Annotated in this window: 19 protein-coding genes; 15 read left to right on the top strand and 4 right to left on the bottom strand. The window is 42.7% G+C overall.

The window, feature by feature from the left end; all coding sequences use genetic code 11:
• The first annotated feature begins 36 nt into the window (after nt 1-36).
• The 7 genes from ACXAEA_RS20490 (at nt 37) to ACXAEA_RS20460 (ending at nt 6,522) form a co-directional block, all read left to right on the top strand.
• Entirely contained in the window at nt 37-735 is a 699-nt protein-coding gene (locus ACXAEA_RS20490; protein ID WP_475097688.1) for a DUF4047 domain-containing protein, read from the top strand.
• Nucleotides 704-1,249, top strand: a complete 546-nt coding sequence (gene sipW, locus ACXAEA_RS20485) for a signal peptidase I SipW (RefSeq protein WP_475097687.1) — start codon at nt 704-706, stop codon at nt 1,247-1,249. Before ACXAEA_RS20490 ends, sipW begins: the two co-directional genes overlap by 32 nt.
• An 81-nt stretch (nt 1,250-1,330) precedes the next feature.
• The gene (locus tag ACXAEA_RS20480; protein WP_475097686.1) at nt 1,331-1,960 is read left to right on the top strand and encodes a TasA family protein; all 630 of its coding nucleotides are present in this window, start codon (nt 1,331-1,333) and stop codon (nt 1,958-1,960) included.
• A gap of 419 nt (nt 1,961-2,379) precedes the next feature.
• Complete coding sequence (locus tag ACXAEA_RS20475) at nt 2,380-3,375, top strand: ABC transporter permease subunit (RefSeq protein ID WP_475097685.1); 996 nt, start codon at nt 2,380-2,382, stop codon at nt 3,373-3,375.
• A gap of 65 nt (nt 3,376-3,440) precedes the next feature.
• A complete protein-coding gene (locus ACXAEA_RS20470; protein WP_475097684.1) occupies nt 3,441-5,009 on the top strand; it encodes an ABC transporter permease in 1,569 nt (522 codons plus the stop codon).
• Nucleotides 5,010-5,219: 210 nt separating this feature from the next.
• A complete protein-coding gene (locus ACXAEA_RS20465; RefSeq protein ID WP_475097683.1) occupies nt 5,220-6,188 on the top strand; it encodes a TRM11 family SAM-dependent methyltransferase in 969 nt (322 codons plus the stop codon).
• Nucleotides 6,189-6,339: 151 nt separating this feature from the next.
• Nucleotides 6,340-6,522, top strand: coding sequence for a DUF3896 family protein (locus ACXAEA_RS20460; RefSeq protein WP_475097682.1), 183 nt, complete (start codon nt 6,340-6,342; stop codon nt 6,520-6,522).
• 181 nt (nt 6,523-6,703) lie between these two features.
• On the opposite strand, the gene ACXAEA_RS20455 is transcribed toward ACXAEA_RS20460, so the two are convergent.
• Nucleotides 6,704-7,201 carry a hypothetical protein gene (locus ACXAEA_RS20455; protein WP_475097681.1) on the bottom strand — a complete coding sequence of 166 codons (498 nt, stop codon included), beginning with the start codon at nt 7,199-7,201 and terminating at the stop codon, nt 6,704-6,706.
• Nucleotides 7,202-7,297: 96 nt separating this feature from the next.
• On the opposite strand from ACXAEA_RS20455, the gene ACXAEA_RS20450 reads away from it, so the two are divergent.
• From ACXAEA_RS20450 to ACXAEA_RS20430, 5 genes are all read left to right on the top strand, one after another.
• Nucleotides 7,298-7,882 carry a vWA domain-containing protein gene (locus ACXAEA_RS20450; RefSeq protein WP_475097680.1) on the top strand — a complete coding sequence of 195 codons (585 nt, stop codon included), beginning with the start codon at nt 7,298-7,300 and terminating at the stop codon, nt 7,880-7,882.
• 18 nt (nt 7,883-7,900) lie between these two features.
• Nucleotides 7,901-8,551: a DUF4352 domain-containing protein gene (locus ACXAEA_RS20445; protein WP_475097679.1), complete on the top strand. Its 651-nt coding sequence runs from the start codon at nt 7,901-7,903 to the stop codon at nt 8,549-8,551.
• A gap of 250 nt (nt 8,552-8,801) precedes the next feature.
• The gene (locus ACXAEA_RS20440) at nt 8,802-9,830 is read left to right on the top strand and encodes a hypothetical protein (protein WP_475097678.1); all 1,029 of its coding nucleotides are present in this window, start codon (nt 8,802-8,804) and stop codon (nt 9,828-9,830) included.
• 154 nt (nt 9,831-9,984) lie between these two features.
• On the top strand, nt 9,985-10,671 hold the full coding sequence (locus ACXAEA_RS20435; RefSeq protein ID WP_475097677.1) for a response regulator transcription factor: 687 nt from the start codon (nt 9,985-9,987) through the stop codon (nt 10,669-10,671).
• Entirely contained in the window at nt 10,661-12,061 is a 1,401-nt protein-coding gene (locus tag ACXAEA_RS20430) for a HAMP domain-containing sensor histidine kinase (protein ID WP_475098183.1), read from the top strand. The genes ACXAEA_RS20435 and ACXAEA_RS20430 overlap by 11 nt, the downstream gene beginning before the upstream one ends.
• A gap of 104 nt (nt 12,062-12,165) precedes the next feature.
• Here ACXAEA_RS20430 and ACXAEA_RS20425 read toward each other — a convergent pair whose 3' ends face one another.
• A complete protein-coding gene (locus ACXAEA_RS20425) occupies nt 12,166-13,254 on the bottom strand; it encodes a GIY-YIG nuclease family protein (protein ID WP_475097676.1) in 1,089 nt (362 codons plus the stop codon).
• Between the two features lie 217 nt (nt 13,255-13,471).
• On the opposite strand from ACXAEA_RS20425, the gene proC reads away from it, so the two are divergent.
• Entirely contained in the window at nt 13,472-14,320 is an 849-nt protein-coding gene (gene proC, locus ACXAEA_RS20420) for a pyrroline-5-carboxylate reductase (RefSeq protein ID WP_475097675.1), read from the top strand.
• 42 nt (nt 14,321-14,362) lie between these two features.
• Here the strand turns inward: proC and ACXAEA_RS20415 are convergent, their stop codons facing one another.
• A complete protein-coding gene (locus ACXAEA_RS20415; protein ID WP_475097674.1) occupies nt 14,363-14,836 on the bottom strand; it encodes a hypothetical protein in 474 nt (157 codons plus the stop codon).
• A 187-nt stretch (nt 14,837-15,023) separates the two neighbouring features.
• Between ACXAEA_RS20415 and ACXAEA_RS20410 the strand changes: the two genes are divergently transcribed.
• Both ACXAEA_RS20410 and ACXAEA_RS20405 read left to right on the top strand, forming a co-directional pair.
• Complete coding sequence (locus ACXAEA_RS20410; RefSeq protein WP_475097673.1) at nt 15,024-16,745, top strand: ABC transporter ATP-binding protein; 1,722 nt, start codon at nt 15,024-15,026, stop codon at nt 16,743-16,745.
• 75 nt (nt 16,746-16,820) lie between these two features.
• Nucleotides 16,821-17,045, top strand: coding sequence for a hypothetical protein (locus tag ACXAEA_RS20405; RefSeq protein ID WP_475097672.1), 225 nt, complete (start codon nt 16,821-16,823; stop codon nt 17,043-17,045).
• Nucleotides 17,046-17,106: 61 nt separating this feature from the next.
• Here the strand turns inward: ACXAEA_RS20405 and ACXAEA_RS20400 are convergent, their stop codons facing one another.
• Complete coding sequence (locus ACXAEA_RS20400; protein ID WP_475098182.1) at nt 17,107-17,412, bottom strand: PTS sugar transporter subunit IIB; 306 nt, start codon at nt 17,410-17,412, stop codon at nt 17,107-17,109.
• Nucleotide 17,413: the final 1 nt, after the last annotated feature.

Here is a 17,413-nt window from a genome sequence, read left to right as displayed (position 1 = left end):
GTCAAATAGATGTCCTGCTGGAAAGGAGAGTGAGAAATGAGGGGACAGATCCATAAAGCCATCCTGCTGCCATCCATATGTTGCCTTGCTTTTTATGGAGGTGCTCAGCTGGTTGGGGAAACAGAAGCGGCCTTTTCAAGCCAGGTTTCACCAGATTCAATCACGATGTCAACAGCATTTGTTTTTCCATCAGCCATTCAACAGTTAAAGGATCGCGCACAGATAGCGGCAAAGAGCATGAAGCACAATTATAAAAAGGTCAATACTGCTTCGCCAGGTGCATCAACTGAAGAATTACATGAGAAACTTGCTGAAGTTACAGCTATAGAGAAAGAACTGACTCTGCAATTACGTGCTTTACGTGGTATGCATGATGAACTGTCCGCTTATAACATTGAAATTCAAAACCAGGGTGTGACGGATGCACAGACATTTGATTACATACGTGAGGGTTTCCAATATGTCGACAGGATATTGAAAGATGTACAAGCAACGATTGATTTTTCATACATAGAGGGCATTCGTTCTTCTGTCCAATTGCAAATCGAAGATGCAGAAGGAAAAGAGGAATCTTCCATCGAACAAGTGCCAGCCAATAATCAAAAGCCAACCAACGATCAAACACGAACCAATCTAGAAGAAAACGCCGAATTACAGGATGCGGCATCAACGAATGCAACTACCGATAAGCAGGTGACAATGGATGAAGAAGAAACTTTGGAAAATAGTGAGTAGTGTGGCAAGAACGATTTTCTTTATCGTGATATGTTTGGCGGCATTTGTGGTTCTTTCTTCCAGACTATCAGGAGGAGAACCAACCTTTTTAGGTTACCAGATAAAAGCTGTATTATCAGGATCCATGGAACCAACATTCCGAACAGGTTCGATTATTTCTATCAAGCTAGGAAATCAGCAAACTTCTTATAAAACAGGCGATGTCATTGCCTTTCGTATGGATGAGAAGTTGATTACCCATAGAATTATTGATGTCAAAAAAGAGAATGGACATGCAGTGTATCAAACAAAAGGGGATCATAACAATGGCCCTGATCTATGGAAAGTTCCTGCACAAAATGTAGTAGGAAAGTACACAAACTTTACGGTTCCATATGTAGGATATGCGCTGAATTATGTCCATTCAAAAGCCGGTTCAGCTCTTTTGTTGATTGTACCTGGGATCTTATTGATGATTTCAGCATTCCGTTCCATTGCCACTGCGAAGAAAGAACTGGAAGGAAGCAAAGCATGATGGTGGTTTCATCTCCTATGTATCTACAAAAATACATATGAGTTTAATAAATTTTTTTAATATTAAAGGGGGATTATCAGGATGAGTTTCACGAAGAATGTAAGTAAAGGGATTATGAGTGCAGCATTAGGTTTATCATTAGTTGGCGGAGGTACATTTGCATACTTCAGCGATGCTGTTGTCACGCAGAACGCCTTTGCTGCAGGTACACTGGATTTAGCCATGAACCCGAATACAGTTGTTAATATCTCTAACATTAAGCCAGGTGACGAAATTTACCGCGAATTCACTCTGGAAAATAAGGGTACATTGGACATTCACCAGGTACTGTTAGGCACAGACTATCAGGTAGAAGATGTAAAAGGTGATAATACCGGGGATTTAGCAGAACATATTAAAGTAACAATCATGTACAATACTAGCAGTGCAGCTAACACAGTTGTTGAAACGACACTGGCTGAGTTAAAAGAACAAACTCCAGATGTTACAGCAATCCCTACCTTTATTGGAAGTTCTGATGGCAATCCTAATCTTCAGCCAGATGGAATTCCTGTAGGACAACAAGAAAAAATCTTCGTCTTATTCGAGTTCGTCGATAATGGTGAAGACCAAAACCAATTCCAGGGTGATACTTTAAAAGTAGACTGGACATTTGACGGAAAAACCGGGAATTCAACCTACCACGATGATACAGATCCAGATAACAATTAAACTCCAAATAGACAAAGAATGGGACTCTCAGGAGTCCCATTCAGCTTTTGGAGAAAAGGGAAAATACAGACTGAATCTAGTCCTCGACTAGATTTTTTTCATTGTATAGGAAATTATAGAATTGTTCAGATGTGTATAACTGCATGTAGTAATCTTAATCTAGCTCCAGCGCCTAGCCCCTCGAGACGCTTCGGTCCGCCCGATGAAGTCAAAGAACGACTTCACCGGTCGGCCCTCCAGCGCTTGTCGGGGCTGAACGAGGCGCTTGCGCTTTTTGTTCTTGAGAAGCAAAGCGTTCTTTTTCCCCCTCACCCTAGTTCCGTTTGTAATTTAATGGAATAATTATCAGCTATATTCATAACTTTATTGTTACAAAGATTAAATTTTCCCAAGTACGGTGAAGGTCTGGAGGGATGCTGATGATGAAAAGGATGGATGTCCGCAGAGATCTATTAACGATTTTGTATTTTGTCTTACTTTTTGCGGGAATTGGCTTGTTCTTTGGAAATGGGAGTCTTACATATTTTGTGCGAACGCTTCAGGAGTTATATCCGTTGGGTGATGTCCTGGCAAAAATAAAGGAATTGACCTTGTTAGTCATTTCTGAGGGAAGCCTTGGGACAACTCGTAATTTTGAGAGCTATGAAAGTGTCGTGAAGGAATTTTTTATAAAAAGTCTGCCGATCATTTCTTCTGCCTTTATTGTTGCTATTCCTTTGGGAATAGCAAAAGGAATTTTTGATTTTCGCAATAAACAGGGAGCACTTGCACCAATTGGCACTGGTCTAACATCTTTCATTACATCACTGCCTGATTTTTTCGTAATTATTGCCCTGCAGTGGCTGATCCTTTATAACTTCCGCTTTATCGACTGGTTTGGTAATGATCAATGGTACAACTTTATCATACCAGCCATTTTGGTCGCCTTATATCCATTAATGTATTTTGCCAGGATCACCTCAGCTGCCCTTTCTAATGAAGAAGGAGAAATGTACATCCAGACTGCAAGGGCCATGGGGCTTACGGAAAAACTCGTTGTTAAAAAGCATATATTGAAAAAATGCCTTGTGTCCATCTTTCAACATATCCCAGTTGTCATGACCTACGTTCTATCGAATCTGTTGATGGTTGAATGGCTGCTAGACTATAAAGGGGCAGCCTGGCGTTTCCTGTATTCGATTCAGCGTATCCAAGTTCCGAAAGATAATGAATTGGGATTGGCGATCGAATTTTCGTTGTGCTTCATGGTGATCCTTTTTGTATCGCAGGTAATCAGTACAGTCTGCCAGCACAAATATCAGGTAGTAAAGGGAAATCCATTTTTATCTATACTCGGAATTTTCATTAGGTACCTATTCATATCGGTGTGTATTTTGTTAATTTTGTTATTTGTCAGCATAGCCCCTCCAGAGTAACCATCCCAACTTTAAATGGGAAGTTAAGGTGATTGCATTGAAAGAATTACTGAGGGGGGATGACCTTGAGAAAAAATTGGTCTTTGTGGTTGGGAATTAGTATGTTTAGCGTCCTATTATTTTTCGCTTTTTTTGGTGATCAACTGAGCTTTGTCGATCCAGATCCTGCTGACAGCCGTATGCGATTTTATGAAGATGGGTCTATGGCGAGAGCCCCTTTTCCTCCTTCGCTTGAAGATCCGCTGGGGACCGACAATGACGGCCGGGATTTGTTGAGTTTATTGATTATTGGGACAAAGGATACTTTGAGGTATATCTTTTTAATTGCTGGCATCCGCTATCTCATAGCCATTCCTTTGGCCTTCCTGGCAGCTTCTAAAAAGGGGCTGGCCTATAACCTGGCGAATGGCTGGAATTCTTTATTCAGCAGCGTGCCGACTGTGTTCGCAGCAATTCTTTTATTGATGCTGCCAGAACCGGTTTGGAAATTTGATGTGGACACACCCTATTCTATGTATTGGGCCATTCTTCTTCTTGCTCTTATGGAGGTCGGCAGGGTGAGTACGCTTGTTTCTCATGATATTCATGAGATTTCCGAAAAGGAGTATGTAAAGGCTGGAATCATCATCGGCAACAATCCTTTTAAAATGTATACCCACTATTACCTTCCAAACATCATGCAGAATTTGATCATTAATTTCTGCAATGATTTGGGTAGAATTACTCTTTTGATTGGCCAGCTGGCTTTATTCAGCATATTCATCGCTTCCAAGATTCTCATTCTCGAGGGAGGGGTGGTCGACATTTCGTCTGCCACATATGATTGGCAGGCCCTTCTTGAAAAATCCCGAAGCGATGTCATCAAGGCCATATGGATTCCGCTTGTCCCGGCAGTTGCAATCACGTACACGATCTTTACTTTTAATCTATTGGGAGAAGGGCTTAGGAAAAGGTTTAGTGCTGATAAAATTTCTTCTGATAGTACCCTTAAAGATAGAATGATTGAGCTTATCATCATTGGCCTGTCGCCTATAAGGAAATATAAGGGGGCTAGCTGGGGCCTTGCCTGTATTTTTTTATTTGCAGGAGGAATCATTATATTGAGCCATTTTTTGGAACCGGAGACAGTGAAGGAAGCTCCAAAGGATGAGCCTGTTATCATTGCGGAAAAGCCAGTAGATATAAGTAAAACCTATGAAAAGAAAGGTGAAATACTTGTTCCAATCAGAAAATCAACGACAAAAATGGGCGGTTTATACGATGATATCAATTTCATCAAAACCACCATGCCGCTAAAAAAATACACACCTTCCCCTGTATTTGAGTCAGGTAAAATAAAGCTCGTTTGCATGAATAGTGATACCAAATGCCGAGAACCAGTTTTCTATTTTCATTCTCCATTAAAAAGTGAGGGAGAGGCGATGAAAGCAATACAGGATCACCTTCCACAGGACACTGCGGTAAAATCGACACTCGTACAAAATGGAGATAAAATATACAACGTAACCAGCGAGATTTTCAGCAGCAGCTATCCATTAGAATCTAGAGATGGCATGAACATTACTTTTAAATTTGATGAAAACAAGTGGATCATTGCCGCAGCAGTAAGGATGGGGCATAAGAAAGAAGAGTAAAAGAATAGTACTTTCATGAATTTAAAATTTTTATCTAACAAGGTGCCTGAATGAATCAGGCACTTTATCCTTCTTTTTTCCGTAGCCTGAATGGGATTCACATGAGTCCCATTTTTCGTCTTGTAAGGGGATTTATTTTTTCATTCCAGACGTATCCAAATACTTTTATCCTGCAAACTGGTATAGTTATGGAATGGAAACAAGGAAGGAATGGAACTATTGAATTTCAATCGCTTTGAGCCTGGCTCTTATCTATATGAATATGCTTTTCCTGCAGAAGAAAGCGAATTATGCAGACTTGAAATGCGTTCGTTTTTCGGTGTGGATACCGAAAGCCATTTTCTTCAGAGTCCGGTAAAAATAGAACCGAGCAGAAGTCCTTTCATGAGAGGACGAATCGATGTCCTAATTGAGAGTGACCAACTGGAGAAACTTATTGAGCAAGTAAAGGGACTTGAGATGGGTGGCATTACTTTTAAAGTGATGTTCTTGAAAAATCCGGCCTGCGAAGTCGCCTTTAATGAAAGGCGAAGGATTGAACGTGAGGTCGGCCTGCAAGTTCCAGGGGAACCGGACCTCGAGAATCCGCAAATCGTATTCGCCCTGGCAAACGTCGATGAGCGATGGGTCTTTGGAGAATATCACAGCAGTGTAGCGGTTTGGCTGCATCATCAGCATAAACCGCACAGCTACTCAACAGCTCTCAGTACCCGGGTTGCAAGGGCTGTCGCTAATATTGCTGTACCCGATCCTGCCGGAGTAAAAGCAATCGATCCTTGCTGCGGCATTGGGACGGTTGTCGTCGAAGCCCTGTCGATGGGGATTGACATCATTGCCAGCGATATCAATCCGATCATCCTCCCGGGCACAAGGGAAAACATCGCCCATTTCGGCTATTCAACCGAAGTGAAATTCAGGGATATCCGGGCAGTGGAGGGCCATTTTGATGTCGCAATCATCGACATGCCCTATAACCTTTGCTCTGTCATCACACCACAGCAACAGCTCGAAATGCTTCAAAGCACATGGAACTTCGCAGACAAAGTAGTTATCGTCACAATTGAACCAATCGATCCAATCATCTACGATGCAGGCTTTCATATCGCAGACCGTTGTGTTGTAAGGAAAGGAAACTTCACTCGGGAAGTGATTGTTTGCAAGAAGGCGCTCAAAATCTGAGCGCCTTTCCTGTGCTCCCGATTATATGATCACCCAACCTCTATCCCTAAATTTCACAAATTCACAATAATTACAGTGATACCCATTAGGGTTTGATGAGTAAAATAATAGTGAAGAAAGCGATTTCATTTTTTAGGGAAGGGTGTTGGAAATGGACTATCAAGAAGTAAAATCCCGATTAGAAGCTTTGCAGATGCAGCTGGCGGAGAAAATGCAGAATCCAAGCCTGTCTATGGATGAAAAAATAGAACTGCAAAAGGCGATTGCCAACTATGATTATATAATCGAATTGACATGCATGAACCATTTTGAGCGGGGAGCAGTAATCCACTAATAATCGAAGCCTGGAGGACTTTCTCCAGGCTATTGTTTTGGGCAGAAATTCAGAGAAAACAATTCCGAGAATGTCCGAACCCATTGCGACTTCGGACAAATTCAGAGAAAACGATTCCCAAAATGTCCGAACCTGCGATAGACCTCAAAAGTATTCCTTCCCTAAAATCGTGTTCGATATCTTATAAAATCCCGCCCAGTGGCTTCTGGCTGAAATGATCCAATGCGTAATTGACCTGCTGGATTTCATATATTTTTCTCTCGATGCAAAACTGAATCACAAGGTCGGATGTTTCACTGTCTGACAAAGAGTAGCCGGCAGAGCTTAACAGCTTGTCGGTTTCTTTTTTATTCAGTTCCAGGGCCAACGCGAGGGCTACGACCGTATTCTTGCTTGGCCTGTATTCAGGATTCGAACGGATTTTTGAAAAATGCCTGCGGTCAATTCCGACTTTCTTATATATATCTGCATCCTTGCTGCCCTTTTTATCGATGAAACCGAACAGTACCTTCTGCAGAGTCGGTTTCCGTTTCTCTGCAATGAAACTTTCAATCTCCATCGGTGAAATGCTTTCTAGGACATAATCCTCGATTGGACCGGCGGATTTTTGATAAAGGATATAGACTAAATTCCGATCAAGATACTCCTTCAATTCCTCTATTATTCTTTTATCCAGCATGTGGCCAGCCTCCTTAAAATGTCGCTTAACAGGCGACCAAAATATGGATGAATCTAGATATGATTATATCAGATTCAGCTTAGGAGGATGATAGTGATGAACAAGAATTTAACGGAAATCATTTTTTTGCTCGACCGGAGCGGCTCTATGGCGGGGCTTGAAAGAGACACCGTAGGAGGCTTCAACGCTTTTGTAAAAAAACAGTCTGAACTCGAAGGCGAAACCATTCTGACGACAGTGCTTTTTGATGATGAATATGAAGTGCTTTGGAATGGAGTTGATGCCCGGGATGCGAAGCTGACGGAGGATGAGTATTTCGTTCGCGGGACGACCGCTCTCCTGGATGCGGTGGGAAAGACGATCCTTGAAGTTGGCTATCGTCTGGCAAAAACAGATGAAGACCGCAGGCCAGGCAAGGTTATCTTCGTTATTACAACCGATGGCATGGAGAATGCCAGCCGCGAGTTCACATACGGAAAGGTGAAAGAACTGATCCGCCACCAGCAGGAAAAATACAGCTGGGAGTTCATCTTTATGGGCGCAAACATCGATGTCGCCAGGGAAGCGGACAGTCTGGGGATCGATGTTGAGAACTCGTTTAAATTTGAGGCCTCTGAAAAAGGCATTGAAAATATGTATGAGATGGTTTCAGAATCGATCATTGAAAAAAGAATGAAGTAAAATTCAGGAGGAATGATCATGACTAACAATAAATTAGGTAACTGCAAGACTTGCGGCAAAGAGATCGCCAAAGGAGTGAAGAAATGCCCTCACTGCGGAAAAGACCAGCGCAGCTTTTTTGGACGGCATAAGATTTTAAGCTTCATTGGTGTATTGATCCTGTTTGGCATCATCGGATCAGCTCTTGGCGGCGGCGAAGAAGAAAACAGCAATGAAGGCAGCTCTTCGGTACCGGCATCAGCACCGGTGAAAGAAGAAAAAGTATTTAAAGTGGGAGAAGCTGTACAAGCGGACAATGTTGAAGTTACAGTCACAAAGTTTGAGGAAAAAGATAAGGTTGGCAATGAATTCCTCAGCAAAGCAGTCTCTGAAGGCGGGACATTCATAGCAATCCAATATAAAATCAAGAACACTTCCAAGAAGCCGATCGGTATGTTTGACTACCCTGGTGTTAGCCTTGTGGATGAAGAAGGAACGGAATATGAAGCGGATATTGATGCATCTTCTAACTATGCAGTTGAAACGAATGTAGACAATGCCAAAATTGCCAGCGACTTAAATCCTGGAATCACCGTTACAGATACAAAAGTGTTCGAAGTTTCAAAGGAAAGCTTTGCAGCAGGGAAATGGTTCATCAAGATTGGCGATGAGAAAGTGCAATTGAAGTAAATTTGGAACCCGGGACTCCCCGGGTTTTTTGTTTCTTTTTTCACTTTGACATCTTTCGGACATGAAAGAAACACCAAAAATAAGCGTAAATGTCCAGGAATTCAGCATCCCTATCAATTTTCAGCTTGTCTAATATTTTTTATTTTTTTTCATTCTGACATTTTACTGACATATTGACTCGTTAAATTATGACTATAAGGTTCATGTCCTTGAACCCTAAAATAAGAAAGATTCTAGGAGGATGTCAGATATGAAAAAGAAATCAGTTATTGGATTCACCATTGCAGGGGCATTATTGCTTGGAGGATATGCTACGACTTCATTAGCGAATGACGACAGTACTACAAGTACCGCTGCTGCTACTGTAAAAAGGTTCATCGGAAAAGGCTTTGGGCACAAAGGATTCTTTGGAGGCAATTCGGAAGAGTTGATCGAAAAGGCGAAGGACCTGGGGATCAGCACATCCGGTAAAGATGCAGAAACATTGATGTCAGAAATTCGTAATGCCACGATCAAGAATGAGGCAAAGGAACTTGGAATCAAGACTGACGGCAAGGATCTTGAAACGCTTGCAGAGGAAGTGCAATTGGCCAGGCTTAAGGAAGAGGCCAATGAACTGGGGGTATCAACGGATGGAAAGGATGCAGCTGCGCTTCATGACGCCATTCGCTTAGCCAAGCTTAAAGATGAAGCCAAAGAACTTGGCGTCTCAACAGACAGCAAGGATGCACAATCTTTAATGGAAGAGATCCAAACTGCGAAATTGAATGCAAAGGCGAAGGAGCTTGGCGTTTCCACTGAAGGAAAAAACCTGCAGACACTGCAACAGGAAGTCTATACAGCGTATGTCAATAAAGAGGCCAAGAAGCTTGGAATCACAGTAGACGGTAAAGATATCCGCGATATTGCGCAAGAAGTCCAGTCTGCTAAAGTAAAAGCAGATGCTAAAGAGCTGAAGATTACGATTGATGGAAAAACAATCAGCGAAATTGCCTTTGAGGTACGTGAAAAGAAAGTAATCAATCTGGCCAAAGAACTGGGAATTTCAACAACGGATAAAGACACACGTGAGCTAATGGAAGAAATCCAGGACAAAGATGCTGACAAGCTGGAAGAACTATTTGCTGATGACTTTGGCGGAAAAGGCGGTTTTGGATTCGGCGGCGGTCATGGCCATGGCGGCGGATTTGGAAAAGGCGGAATGGGCTCCAAGGGCGGTTTCGGAGCTGAAGGCGGCCGTGGCGGTATGCACCACAATGGCGGAGGAGCAGCTTTTTAATATGCAAACGTAACGTAATAAATTCTTCATGATCCCCCGGTACAAAGCTGGGGATTTTTCCTTTATGATGTGAGAGTATAGAATTTAGTATAGAGAAATATCCAGTAAGGCGTTTGAGCTTTTCTGTCTCGATAGGAGGGAAGGAGGGACCGCAATGAAGACAGTGTTAATTATTGAAGATGAACAAACGATTTCCCGGGTATTGTCTGTTTATTTAAAACATGAAGGCTATGAGATCATCCAGGCCTTTGATGGATACGAGGGCTTGCATTCCGTCACTCAGCAGCAGCCCGATCTTGTTTTGCTGGATATCATGATGCCGGGAATGGACGGTTGGGAAGTGTTGAAGAAGATTCGTGAAATCAGTTCGTGCCCTGTCATCATGCTCACTGCCCTTGGGGATATTGACTATCGTTTAAAAGGCCTTAATCAAGGGGCTGATGATTATATTTCCAAGCCTTTCGTCGGCGAAGAGGTGGTGGCCAGAGTCAATGCGGTGCTGCGCCGATCTTCCCATGTCCTAGATACAGAAAACACAAAGCAATTTGGCAGCCTGAAAATCAATATGGATTCTCATGTTGTCACAGTAAATGGTGAGAAAGTGATTTTGACGCCGAAAGACCTGAGTCTGCTGATTTTTTTGTCAGGGAGGCCAAACCGGACTTTTACAAGGGAAGATTTAATCGAAAATGTCTGGGGAATGGACTATGACGGTAGTGACCGTGCTGTAGACCTTTCGATTAAAAGGATTCGCCAATCATTAGCGGCATGGCCGGCTGCACAAGGCGAAATCCGGACGCTAAGAGGATTGGGGTATCAGTTCAGTGTCTATGAGAGATAAGAAACCAATTACATTGCTGAGGTATTGGACGACCAGATATCTCCTTACATTGATTGTCGGGCTGCTTTTGCTCGGTGCAGGTTCAATATGGTGGATCAAACAAACCACACTGGAAAACCGGTTGAACTTAATGCAATATCTTGCGGTGGAAACGGCTGACCGGATCGGCCAATCAGATGATAAGCAGGATTTTGACCGCTTTGACCGAAGACTTGAAGAGCAGTCTAAAATTCTTCAAATGAAAACACAGCCAAGGATTTTCATTACTGATTTAGAAGGAAAGATTTTAAATTCTGGCCCGATGAGAGGCGGGGGCGGAGGTCCTCACCATTTTTCAGGAGAGATTCCTTCAGAGATCTTAGCAAATGAAGCTAGTATTAAGATGCTGACGGAAAATGGTGAAGATATTTACACAGTGAAGTCACCGATTATCATCAATGATCTACAATCCGGCTGGGTTATTGTGATGCAAAATGCCAATGAGCTGACTGACGTCGACCAGGAATACCGTTTGTTGTTCATTCTGCTGGTGGGACTCGGGTTGCTTGGCTGGGTCGTTATTTATTTGCTGACAAAGAAAATCCTCAAGCCAATCCAGGACGTAGCCCGTGCGGCAGCCCAAGTGAGAGAAGGGAATTATGATATCAAGCTGGATTCGAATCCGAAAGAGCTTGAGATTTATGATCTCGTCACTTCTTTCAAAGAAATGACGACTCGTTTGACCCAGCTTGAACAGTTGCGTGCAGAGCTGCTGGCAGGGGTGACGCACGATTTGAAAACGCCTGTCACTTCAATCAGCGGACTCGTTCAAGCAGTAAGGGATGGGATCGTTACTGGAGAGGAACGGCAGGAGTTTCTGGATATTACGCTAAAAGAAATCCAGAGATTGCAGACGATGATTTCCGATCTGCTTGATTTCAATTCATTAGCTGCCGGTGCATTCACGATCCGGATTGAACATTGCGATATGAATAGGCTGATCCAGGATATCGGAAGACAATGGCAGGTGACACACGAGCCTGTTGATTTCCAGATCATAACGCCGGCTCAGATTCATGCCATGACCGATCCGCTGCGCTTGCAGCAAATCCTCATCAATCTATTAAATAATTCATATCAGGCTTTAGGCTCTGTTGGCACTATTTCAATCATTCTTTCAGAGGACAGGATTGATGTGAAAGATACAGGCACCGGGATTCCTGAGGAAGAGCAGGCGCTGGTGTTTGAACGATTCTTCCGTGGCGAAAAGAAAAAACTTAAGGTCAGAGGCCTTGGCCTTGGCCTGCCATTCAGCAAAATGCTTGCCCGGGCTCTGGGGGCAGATTTGGTTTTAAAGGAGAGCGATTCCCGCGGCACGACATTTTCAATTGTGTGGGAAAAGGAGACATAAGAAACGGGCTGCATTTATCTTTGCAGCCCGTTCATGTAATAGCGGTTGTTCACATAGAAGCAGTTCGTTCATGTGATGGCAGTTGTTCAAAAGAAGCAGCCCGTTCATATGTTAAGCAGCTGATCAATAGAAGCATCCAGTTCATCATGACCACTGCCATCCAGCCATTCTTCTGGAATGACAATAAATCTTGCATTGCTCCCATTCAAATAACTGTAAATGATTTGTGCTTGGTCGAGCTCTTTCTTGCCAATTACGGGAGAATTGTGTTCCTTAGTTTGTTGAAAAGAAGTAACAATCCTTGTCCTAATTTCCACTGAAAGATCCTTATTCTTCTCCAAGTGGTATTTCTTACTGAAAATGACCTTATGCCCTTTGATCAGAAAAAGCTTCAAGATGCTATCATTGATCAGTTCAACCACGACAATATTTTTATTTCCTTCCGTGAATTGAATCATATTCTCCTTATACAAAAGGATGGAGAAGGATTTAATATAATTCCTGTATTTTGCTGCTTCTTCAAATTGATATTCCGCGGAAGCATACTCCATTTTCCGCTGTAATTCTTCCAGAATCTCTGAATCAGATCCTCGGAGAAAAGAAATGAACTTTTCCACAACCCCATTGTATTGTTCAACCGCTTTTCCCCCTAAACATAAACCGTTGCACTTTCCTAGAGTATAGTTCAGGCACGGAGAACCTTTGAGGGGCTGAAGGCAGTTTATCTTAAAATACTCCTTCAAGTTCTCGATTGCTTTTTTTATATAAATCATGCTTGTATAGGGTCCGAAATAAACCGTGCCTTCACTTTCTGATTTTTCAGAAACAATGGAGATTTTCCGGTAAGGCCCGCCCATCTTAATTGCTATATAAGAATACGGAAGATGGCTCTTCATCTTTTTATTGAAAAGAGGCTTTAATTCTTTGATCAGCTTGCATTCAAGCAGAAATGCCTCGAATTCCGTATCCGTATGCAAGACGAGAAAATCATTTATGTTCGCCACCATCTTTTTGATCTTTTGAGGATGGGCTGCGGAGTTTTGAAAATAGGATTGGACCCGTTTCTTGAGGCTTTTCGCTTTCCCGACATAAATCACGGTACCCAATGAATCTTTCATTAGATAAACACCAGGAGTCAAAGGAAGGTTTTTGACCTTTTCTTTTACATTCATATTTGCTCCTTCCATCGCCATTTTTTCAATCCTTATATATCTTCATATTTTAGCATAATAGGTGATTATTCCTCTTTATCAGCATATAAAGGTGTGAATCGTCCAGATGTTTCCGCTTTCTTTCACTATCTCGGCACTATGCTTGGGAATTGCGCCGTATCGCTTGAATCTCAACCTGAGCATGTTACCATAGGTACCGTTGATAAAATGCGAACGGAAATAAATGACTTTGAGGTGAATGCTGTTGTTGAGAAATAAGAAAGTGGCTTTTTTAGGTGCAGGGTCGATGGCGGAATCGATGATTTCCGGAGTGGTGAAATCGGGAAAAATGAAGCCGGAAGATATCTTTGTGACGAACAAAAGCAATGCTGCAAGGCTTAAGCGATTGGAAGAAAGATATGGAGTCAATGCATTGGCACAGGCGGAAATGTCGTACGAATCTATAAATATCTTTATTCTGGCAATGAAGCCAATTGGAGCAGCAGGAGCCCTTGCGGATTTGAAGAATCACCTATTGCCGGGTCAAGTGGTTGTCTCGGTTCTGGCTGGCATTTCTACAGGTTTTATGGAAGAAAACCTGGAAACTGGCCAGCAGGTTGTCCGAGTCATGCCGAATACGTCGAGCATGGTCCAGGAATCTGCTACCGCTATTTCACCGGGAAAACACACAACATCAGAGAACATCGAGGATATTAAAGAATTATTAAGCAGCATGGGCAAGGTATTCCTGATCGAAGAGGAGCAGATGGATATCTTCACAGGTCTTGCCGGAAGCGGTCCTGCTTATTTTTACTACTTGATGGAGCATATGGAACGCGCAGGCAGGGAAAATGGTATGGACGAAAAAATGGCTCGTGAAATTATTGCCCAGACGATCCTTGGCGCGGCTAAGATGATTATTGAAAAGGACGAAACACCGGCAGTCCTTAGGAAAAACGTCACTTCTCCAAACGGGACTACCGCATCTGGACTGAATGCGTTAAGGAAATATAACGGGGGAACAGCGATTTCCCAGGCAGTCCATCATGCAGCGAACCGTTCAAGGGAAATCAATAGAGAGCTGGAAGGAATTCTAGTTCCATCCTGATACAAAAAAGCTCCGGACGATGATGTCCGGAGCTTTTTTTGGTCAATAAATCCGATATCGATTTGCTCTCTCGAACAAGTATTGTACACCATATAATAAATACGCTTTATAGTGTAAGTAAAAAAAGAACTGAAGATGGTTTAATTTATTGAGCCGGATGATTTTTAATTTCTTCAGGACATCAATAAAGAAGAATGCGAACAGCCCATCCGCAATCGCATTTAGAGTGATGAACTTTGTGAAATTCCCATACGAAATTTTAAGCAGCCACATGGATAGCGGCATATATGGACCTATGCTGAAAGGGAGTTCATCGCGCAGAAATGACTTTCTTTTATTATAAAACTTCCACCAATTCTTCTTATGACCATACAAATGATTCATGATTTCGAAAACGATGATAAAGATCCCCGATAATGAAAAACGCTTCCAGCTTCGTTTTCCTATGAAAAGTAAAGACAACCAGGGAACAGTGATAAGTGTAATGTTAAATAAAAAATGCCTCTTTGAAATCATCTGTATTTACCACCCTGCCTTTTGAATTCTCTATCTAAAATGTCCAATTACTGGCAAAATAAACGTAATCAAGAATATTTTAGGATACAGATATCTCCGCACCGTTGTTTTTATTTTTTACAGAATTATTGAAAAAGTGGCACTCCTTGGCATATAATCACTTGAAGATAGTAAAGGAGAGCCTACTATGATCAAGAGATTTTTTACATATTACCGCCCTCATCGGCGATTATTTATCATCGATTTCAGCAGTGCCGTCATTGTCGCCCTGCTTGAGCTGGCATTCCCGCTGGCTGTCCAATGGTTCATTGATACCCTGCTTCCTGGCGGGGACTGGAACATGATTGTCAGTGTCAGCATCGGTTTATTGCTGTTGTATGTTCTCAGCACCTTCCTTCAGTTCATCGTGAATTATTGGGGGCACAAACTCGGAATCAATATTGAGACAGATATGAGACAGCAGCTGTTCCAGCATGTCCAGAGGCAATCATTCCGCTTTTTCGATAATACGAAAACCGGCCACATCATGAGCCGGATCACGAATGACCTTTTTGACTTGGGAGAGCTGGCGCACCACGGACCAGAGGATTTGTTCATAGCGGTGATGACCTTTGTCGGGGCGTTCTGGATCATGCTGACGATCAATGTGAAGCTGGCGCTGATCACGATGATCATCGTACCGTTCCTGATCTGGCTGATTACCTATTCCAACCTGAAAATGAACGCGGCGTGGAAGAATATGTACAGTGATATCGCGGATGTGAATGCGAGAGTAGAAGACAGTGTCGCAGGTATCAGGGTGGTGCAGTCTTTTACAAATGAAAATTTTGAGATTGAGAGATTCACAATGAATAATCGCAAATTCCGTCGTGCGAAATTGACTGCCTATAAGGTGATGTCCTACAGTTCTTCGGGCATTTATATGCTGACAAGGCTCATTGTCCTCGTCGTACTCGTATACGGGGCATGGCTAAGCTTTAGCGGAAGTTTGAGCTATGGGGAGCTGGTCGGGTTTGTTCTCTATGTGAATGTGCTCTTTAAGCCGATTGATAAAATCAGTGCGATTCTGGAATTGTATCCAAAGGGAATGGCTGGTTTTAAGAGATTTATTGAGCTGATGGATCAGGATCCTGATGTCGTCGACCGTGTGGATGCGATTGAAGCAGCCTATCTAAAAGGAAATATTGAATTCCGGGATGTTACTTTTAGCTATGACCAGAACAAACCGGTTCTTGAGGAAATCGATTTGAAAATCAACCATGGCGAGACGGTCGCGTTCGTCGGTCCATCAGGGGCTGGAAAGACAACGATTTGCTCGTTGATTCCGCGCTTTTATGATGTGAATAGCGGGACTATTACGATTGATGGAATCGATATCCGCGAGATGACGAAAAAATCGCTCCGCTCACAGATCGGGATTGTCCAGCAGGATGTGTTCCTGTTTACAGGGACGCTGCGTGAAAATATTGCTTACGGCTCGCTTGGGGCAACCCATGAAGATATTGTAAAAGCTGCCAAACAGGCACACCTGGAAGACTTCATTGCTGCTCTGCCTGACGGATATGAGACTCAAATCGGTGAGCGTGGCCTGAAATTGTCTGGAGGCCAGAAGCAGCGAATTGCCATCGCCAGGATGTTCCTGAAGAACCCGCCGATCCTGATTCTCGATGAAGCAACATCGGCACTTGATACCGAGACGGAAAGAATCATTCAAAAAGCACTCGCGGAATTATCGAAGAACCGGACAACACTTGTCATCGCGCACAGGCTGGCAACAATCAGAAGCGCAGACAGAATCGTCGTTGTCACCGAAGATGGCATCGCCGAAGAAGGCAGCCATGATGAACTGATCGAACAGGGAGGCATTTTCGCCAACCTGCATAAAGTGCAGTTTGAAACTTCAATATAAAACTGGTTTATTTTTCCTTGGGTTTTGCTATTATGGAAGTAGATAGTCCAAAATGATCATGCTGAGGTGATGTAAATGACAGATATGGTTATGTACATAATGATCTTTTCGATTCCGCTCGTCGCAATCGTAACAAGTCATTATCAAAAGATAGCCAAAATCAAACACAACATGATTAAAGACGAAATCGAACTTGAAAAACTCAAACATGAAAACTACTTGCTCGAAACAGAAAAAATGAAGCTTGAACTCACCCAGATGAAACTGGAAAGTCCGTTTGAGAAGACAAAAGTGTTATAGTATTAGCCCTATTTCCAGCATGCAACAAAACGGAGGGACAGTAAACCTGTCCCTCCGTCTTTTATTTAAGCAGTTCCTCAGCTTGTTCTAATACTTTCTGCCCGTTCATCATTCCGTAGTGCATGGGGTTGATAATGTCGACTTTGATGTTGTAGGGTTTTGTTTTTTCGATGATATTATCGGACAGGTAGCGGACTTGAGGTCCGATCAGGATCACATCGAGTTCTTCCAAATAATGATTTAAATCTGCTGCTGATGTGGCGTTGATGACAGCATCCAATCCTTTTTCTTCGGCGGCTTTCCGCATTTTCTGGACCAACATGCTCGTGGACATCCCTGCCGAGCATACTAACATGATTTTCAAGATG

The sequence above is a fragment of the Mesobacillus sp. ABV4_180 genome, assembly GCF_056158485.1.
This window is presented reverse-complemented; position numbering and strand designations above follow the sequence as displayed.

Bases quoted from the DNA above. Each gene is read 5' to 3' on its own strand.
- ACXAEA_RS20410 (WP_475097673.1), top strand. From the start codon at position 15,024: ATGATCAAGAGATTTTTTACATATTACCGCCCTCATCGGCGATTATTT.
- ACXAEA_RS20475 (WP_475097685.1), top strand. From the start codon at position 2,380: ATGATGAAAAGGATGGATGTCCGCAGAGATCTATTAACGATTTTGTAT.
- ACXAEA_RS20425 (WP_475097676.1), bottom strand. From the start codon at position 13,254: ATGGCGATGGAAGGAGCAAATATGAATGTAAAAGAAAAGGTCAAAAAC.
- ACXAEA_RS20405 (WP_475097672.1), top strand. From the start codon at position 16,821: ATGACAGATATGGTTATGTACATAATGATCTTTTCGATTCCGCTCGTC.
- ACXAEA_RS20435 (WP_475097677.1), top strand. From the start codon at position 9,985: ATGAAGACAGTGTTAATTATTGAAGATGAACAAACGATTTCCCGGGTA.
- ACXAEA_RS20455 (WP_475097681.1), bottom strand. From the start codon at position 7,201: ATGCTGGATAAAAGAATAATAGAGGAATTGAAGGAGTATCTTGATCGG.
- ACXAEA_RS20415 (WP_475097674.1), bottom strand. From the start codon at position 14,836: ATGATTTCAAAGAGGCATTTTTTATTTAACATTACACTTATCACTGTT.
- ACXAEA_RS20445 (WP_475097679.1), top strand. From the start codon at position 7,901: ATGACTAACAATAAATTAGGTAACTGCAAGACTTGCGGCAAAGAGATC.
- ACXAEA_RS20430 (WP_475098183.1), top strand. From the start codon at position 10,661: ATGAGAGATAAGAAACCAATTACATTGCTGAGGTATTGGACGACCAGA.
- ACXAEA_RS20440 (WP_475097678.1), top strand. From the start codon at position 8,802: ATGAAAAAGAAATCAGTTATTGGATTCACCATTGCAGGGGCATTATTG.
- proC (WP_475097675.1), top strand. From the start codon at position 13,472: ATGCTGTTGTTGAGAAATAAGAAAGTGGCTTTTTTAGGTGCAGGGTCG.
- ACXAEA_RS20460 (WP_475097682.1), top strand. From the start codon at position 6,340: ATGGACTATCAAGAAGTAAAATCCCGATTAGAAGCTTTGCAGATGCAG.
- ACXAEA_RS20480 (WP_475097686.1), top strand. From the start codon at position 1,331: ATGAGTTTCACGAAGAATGTAAGTAAAGGGATTATGAGTGCAGCATTA.
- ACXAEA_RS20465 (WP_475097683.1), top strand. From the start codon at position 5,220: ATGGAACTATTGAATTTCAATCGCTTTGAGCCTGGCTCTTATCTATAT.
- ACXAEA_RS20490 (WP_475097688.1), top strand. From the start codon at position 37: ATGAGGGGACAGATCCATAAAGCCATCCTGCTGCCATCCATATGTTGC.
- sipW (WP_475097687.1), top strand. From the start codon at position 704: ATGAAGAAGAAACTTTGGAAAATAGTGAGTAGTGTGGCAAGAACGATT.
- ACXAEA_RS20450 (WP_475097680.1), top strand. From the start codon at position 7,298: ATGAACAAGAATTTAACGGAAATCATTTTTTTGCTCGACCGGAGCGGC.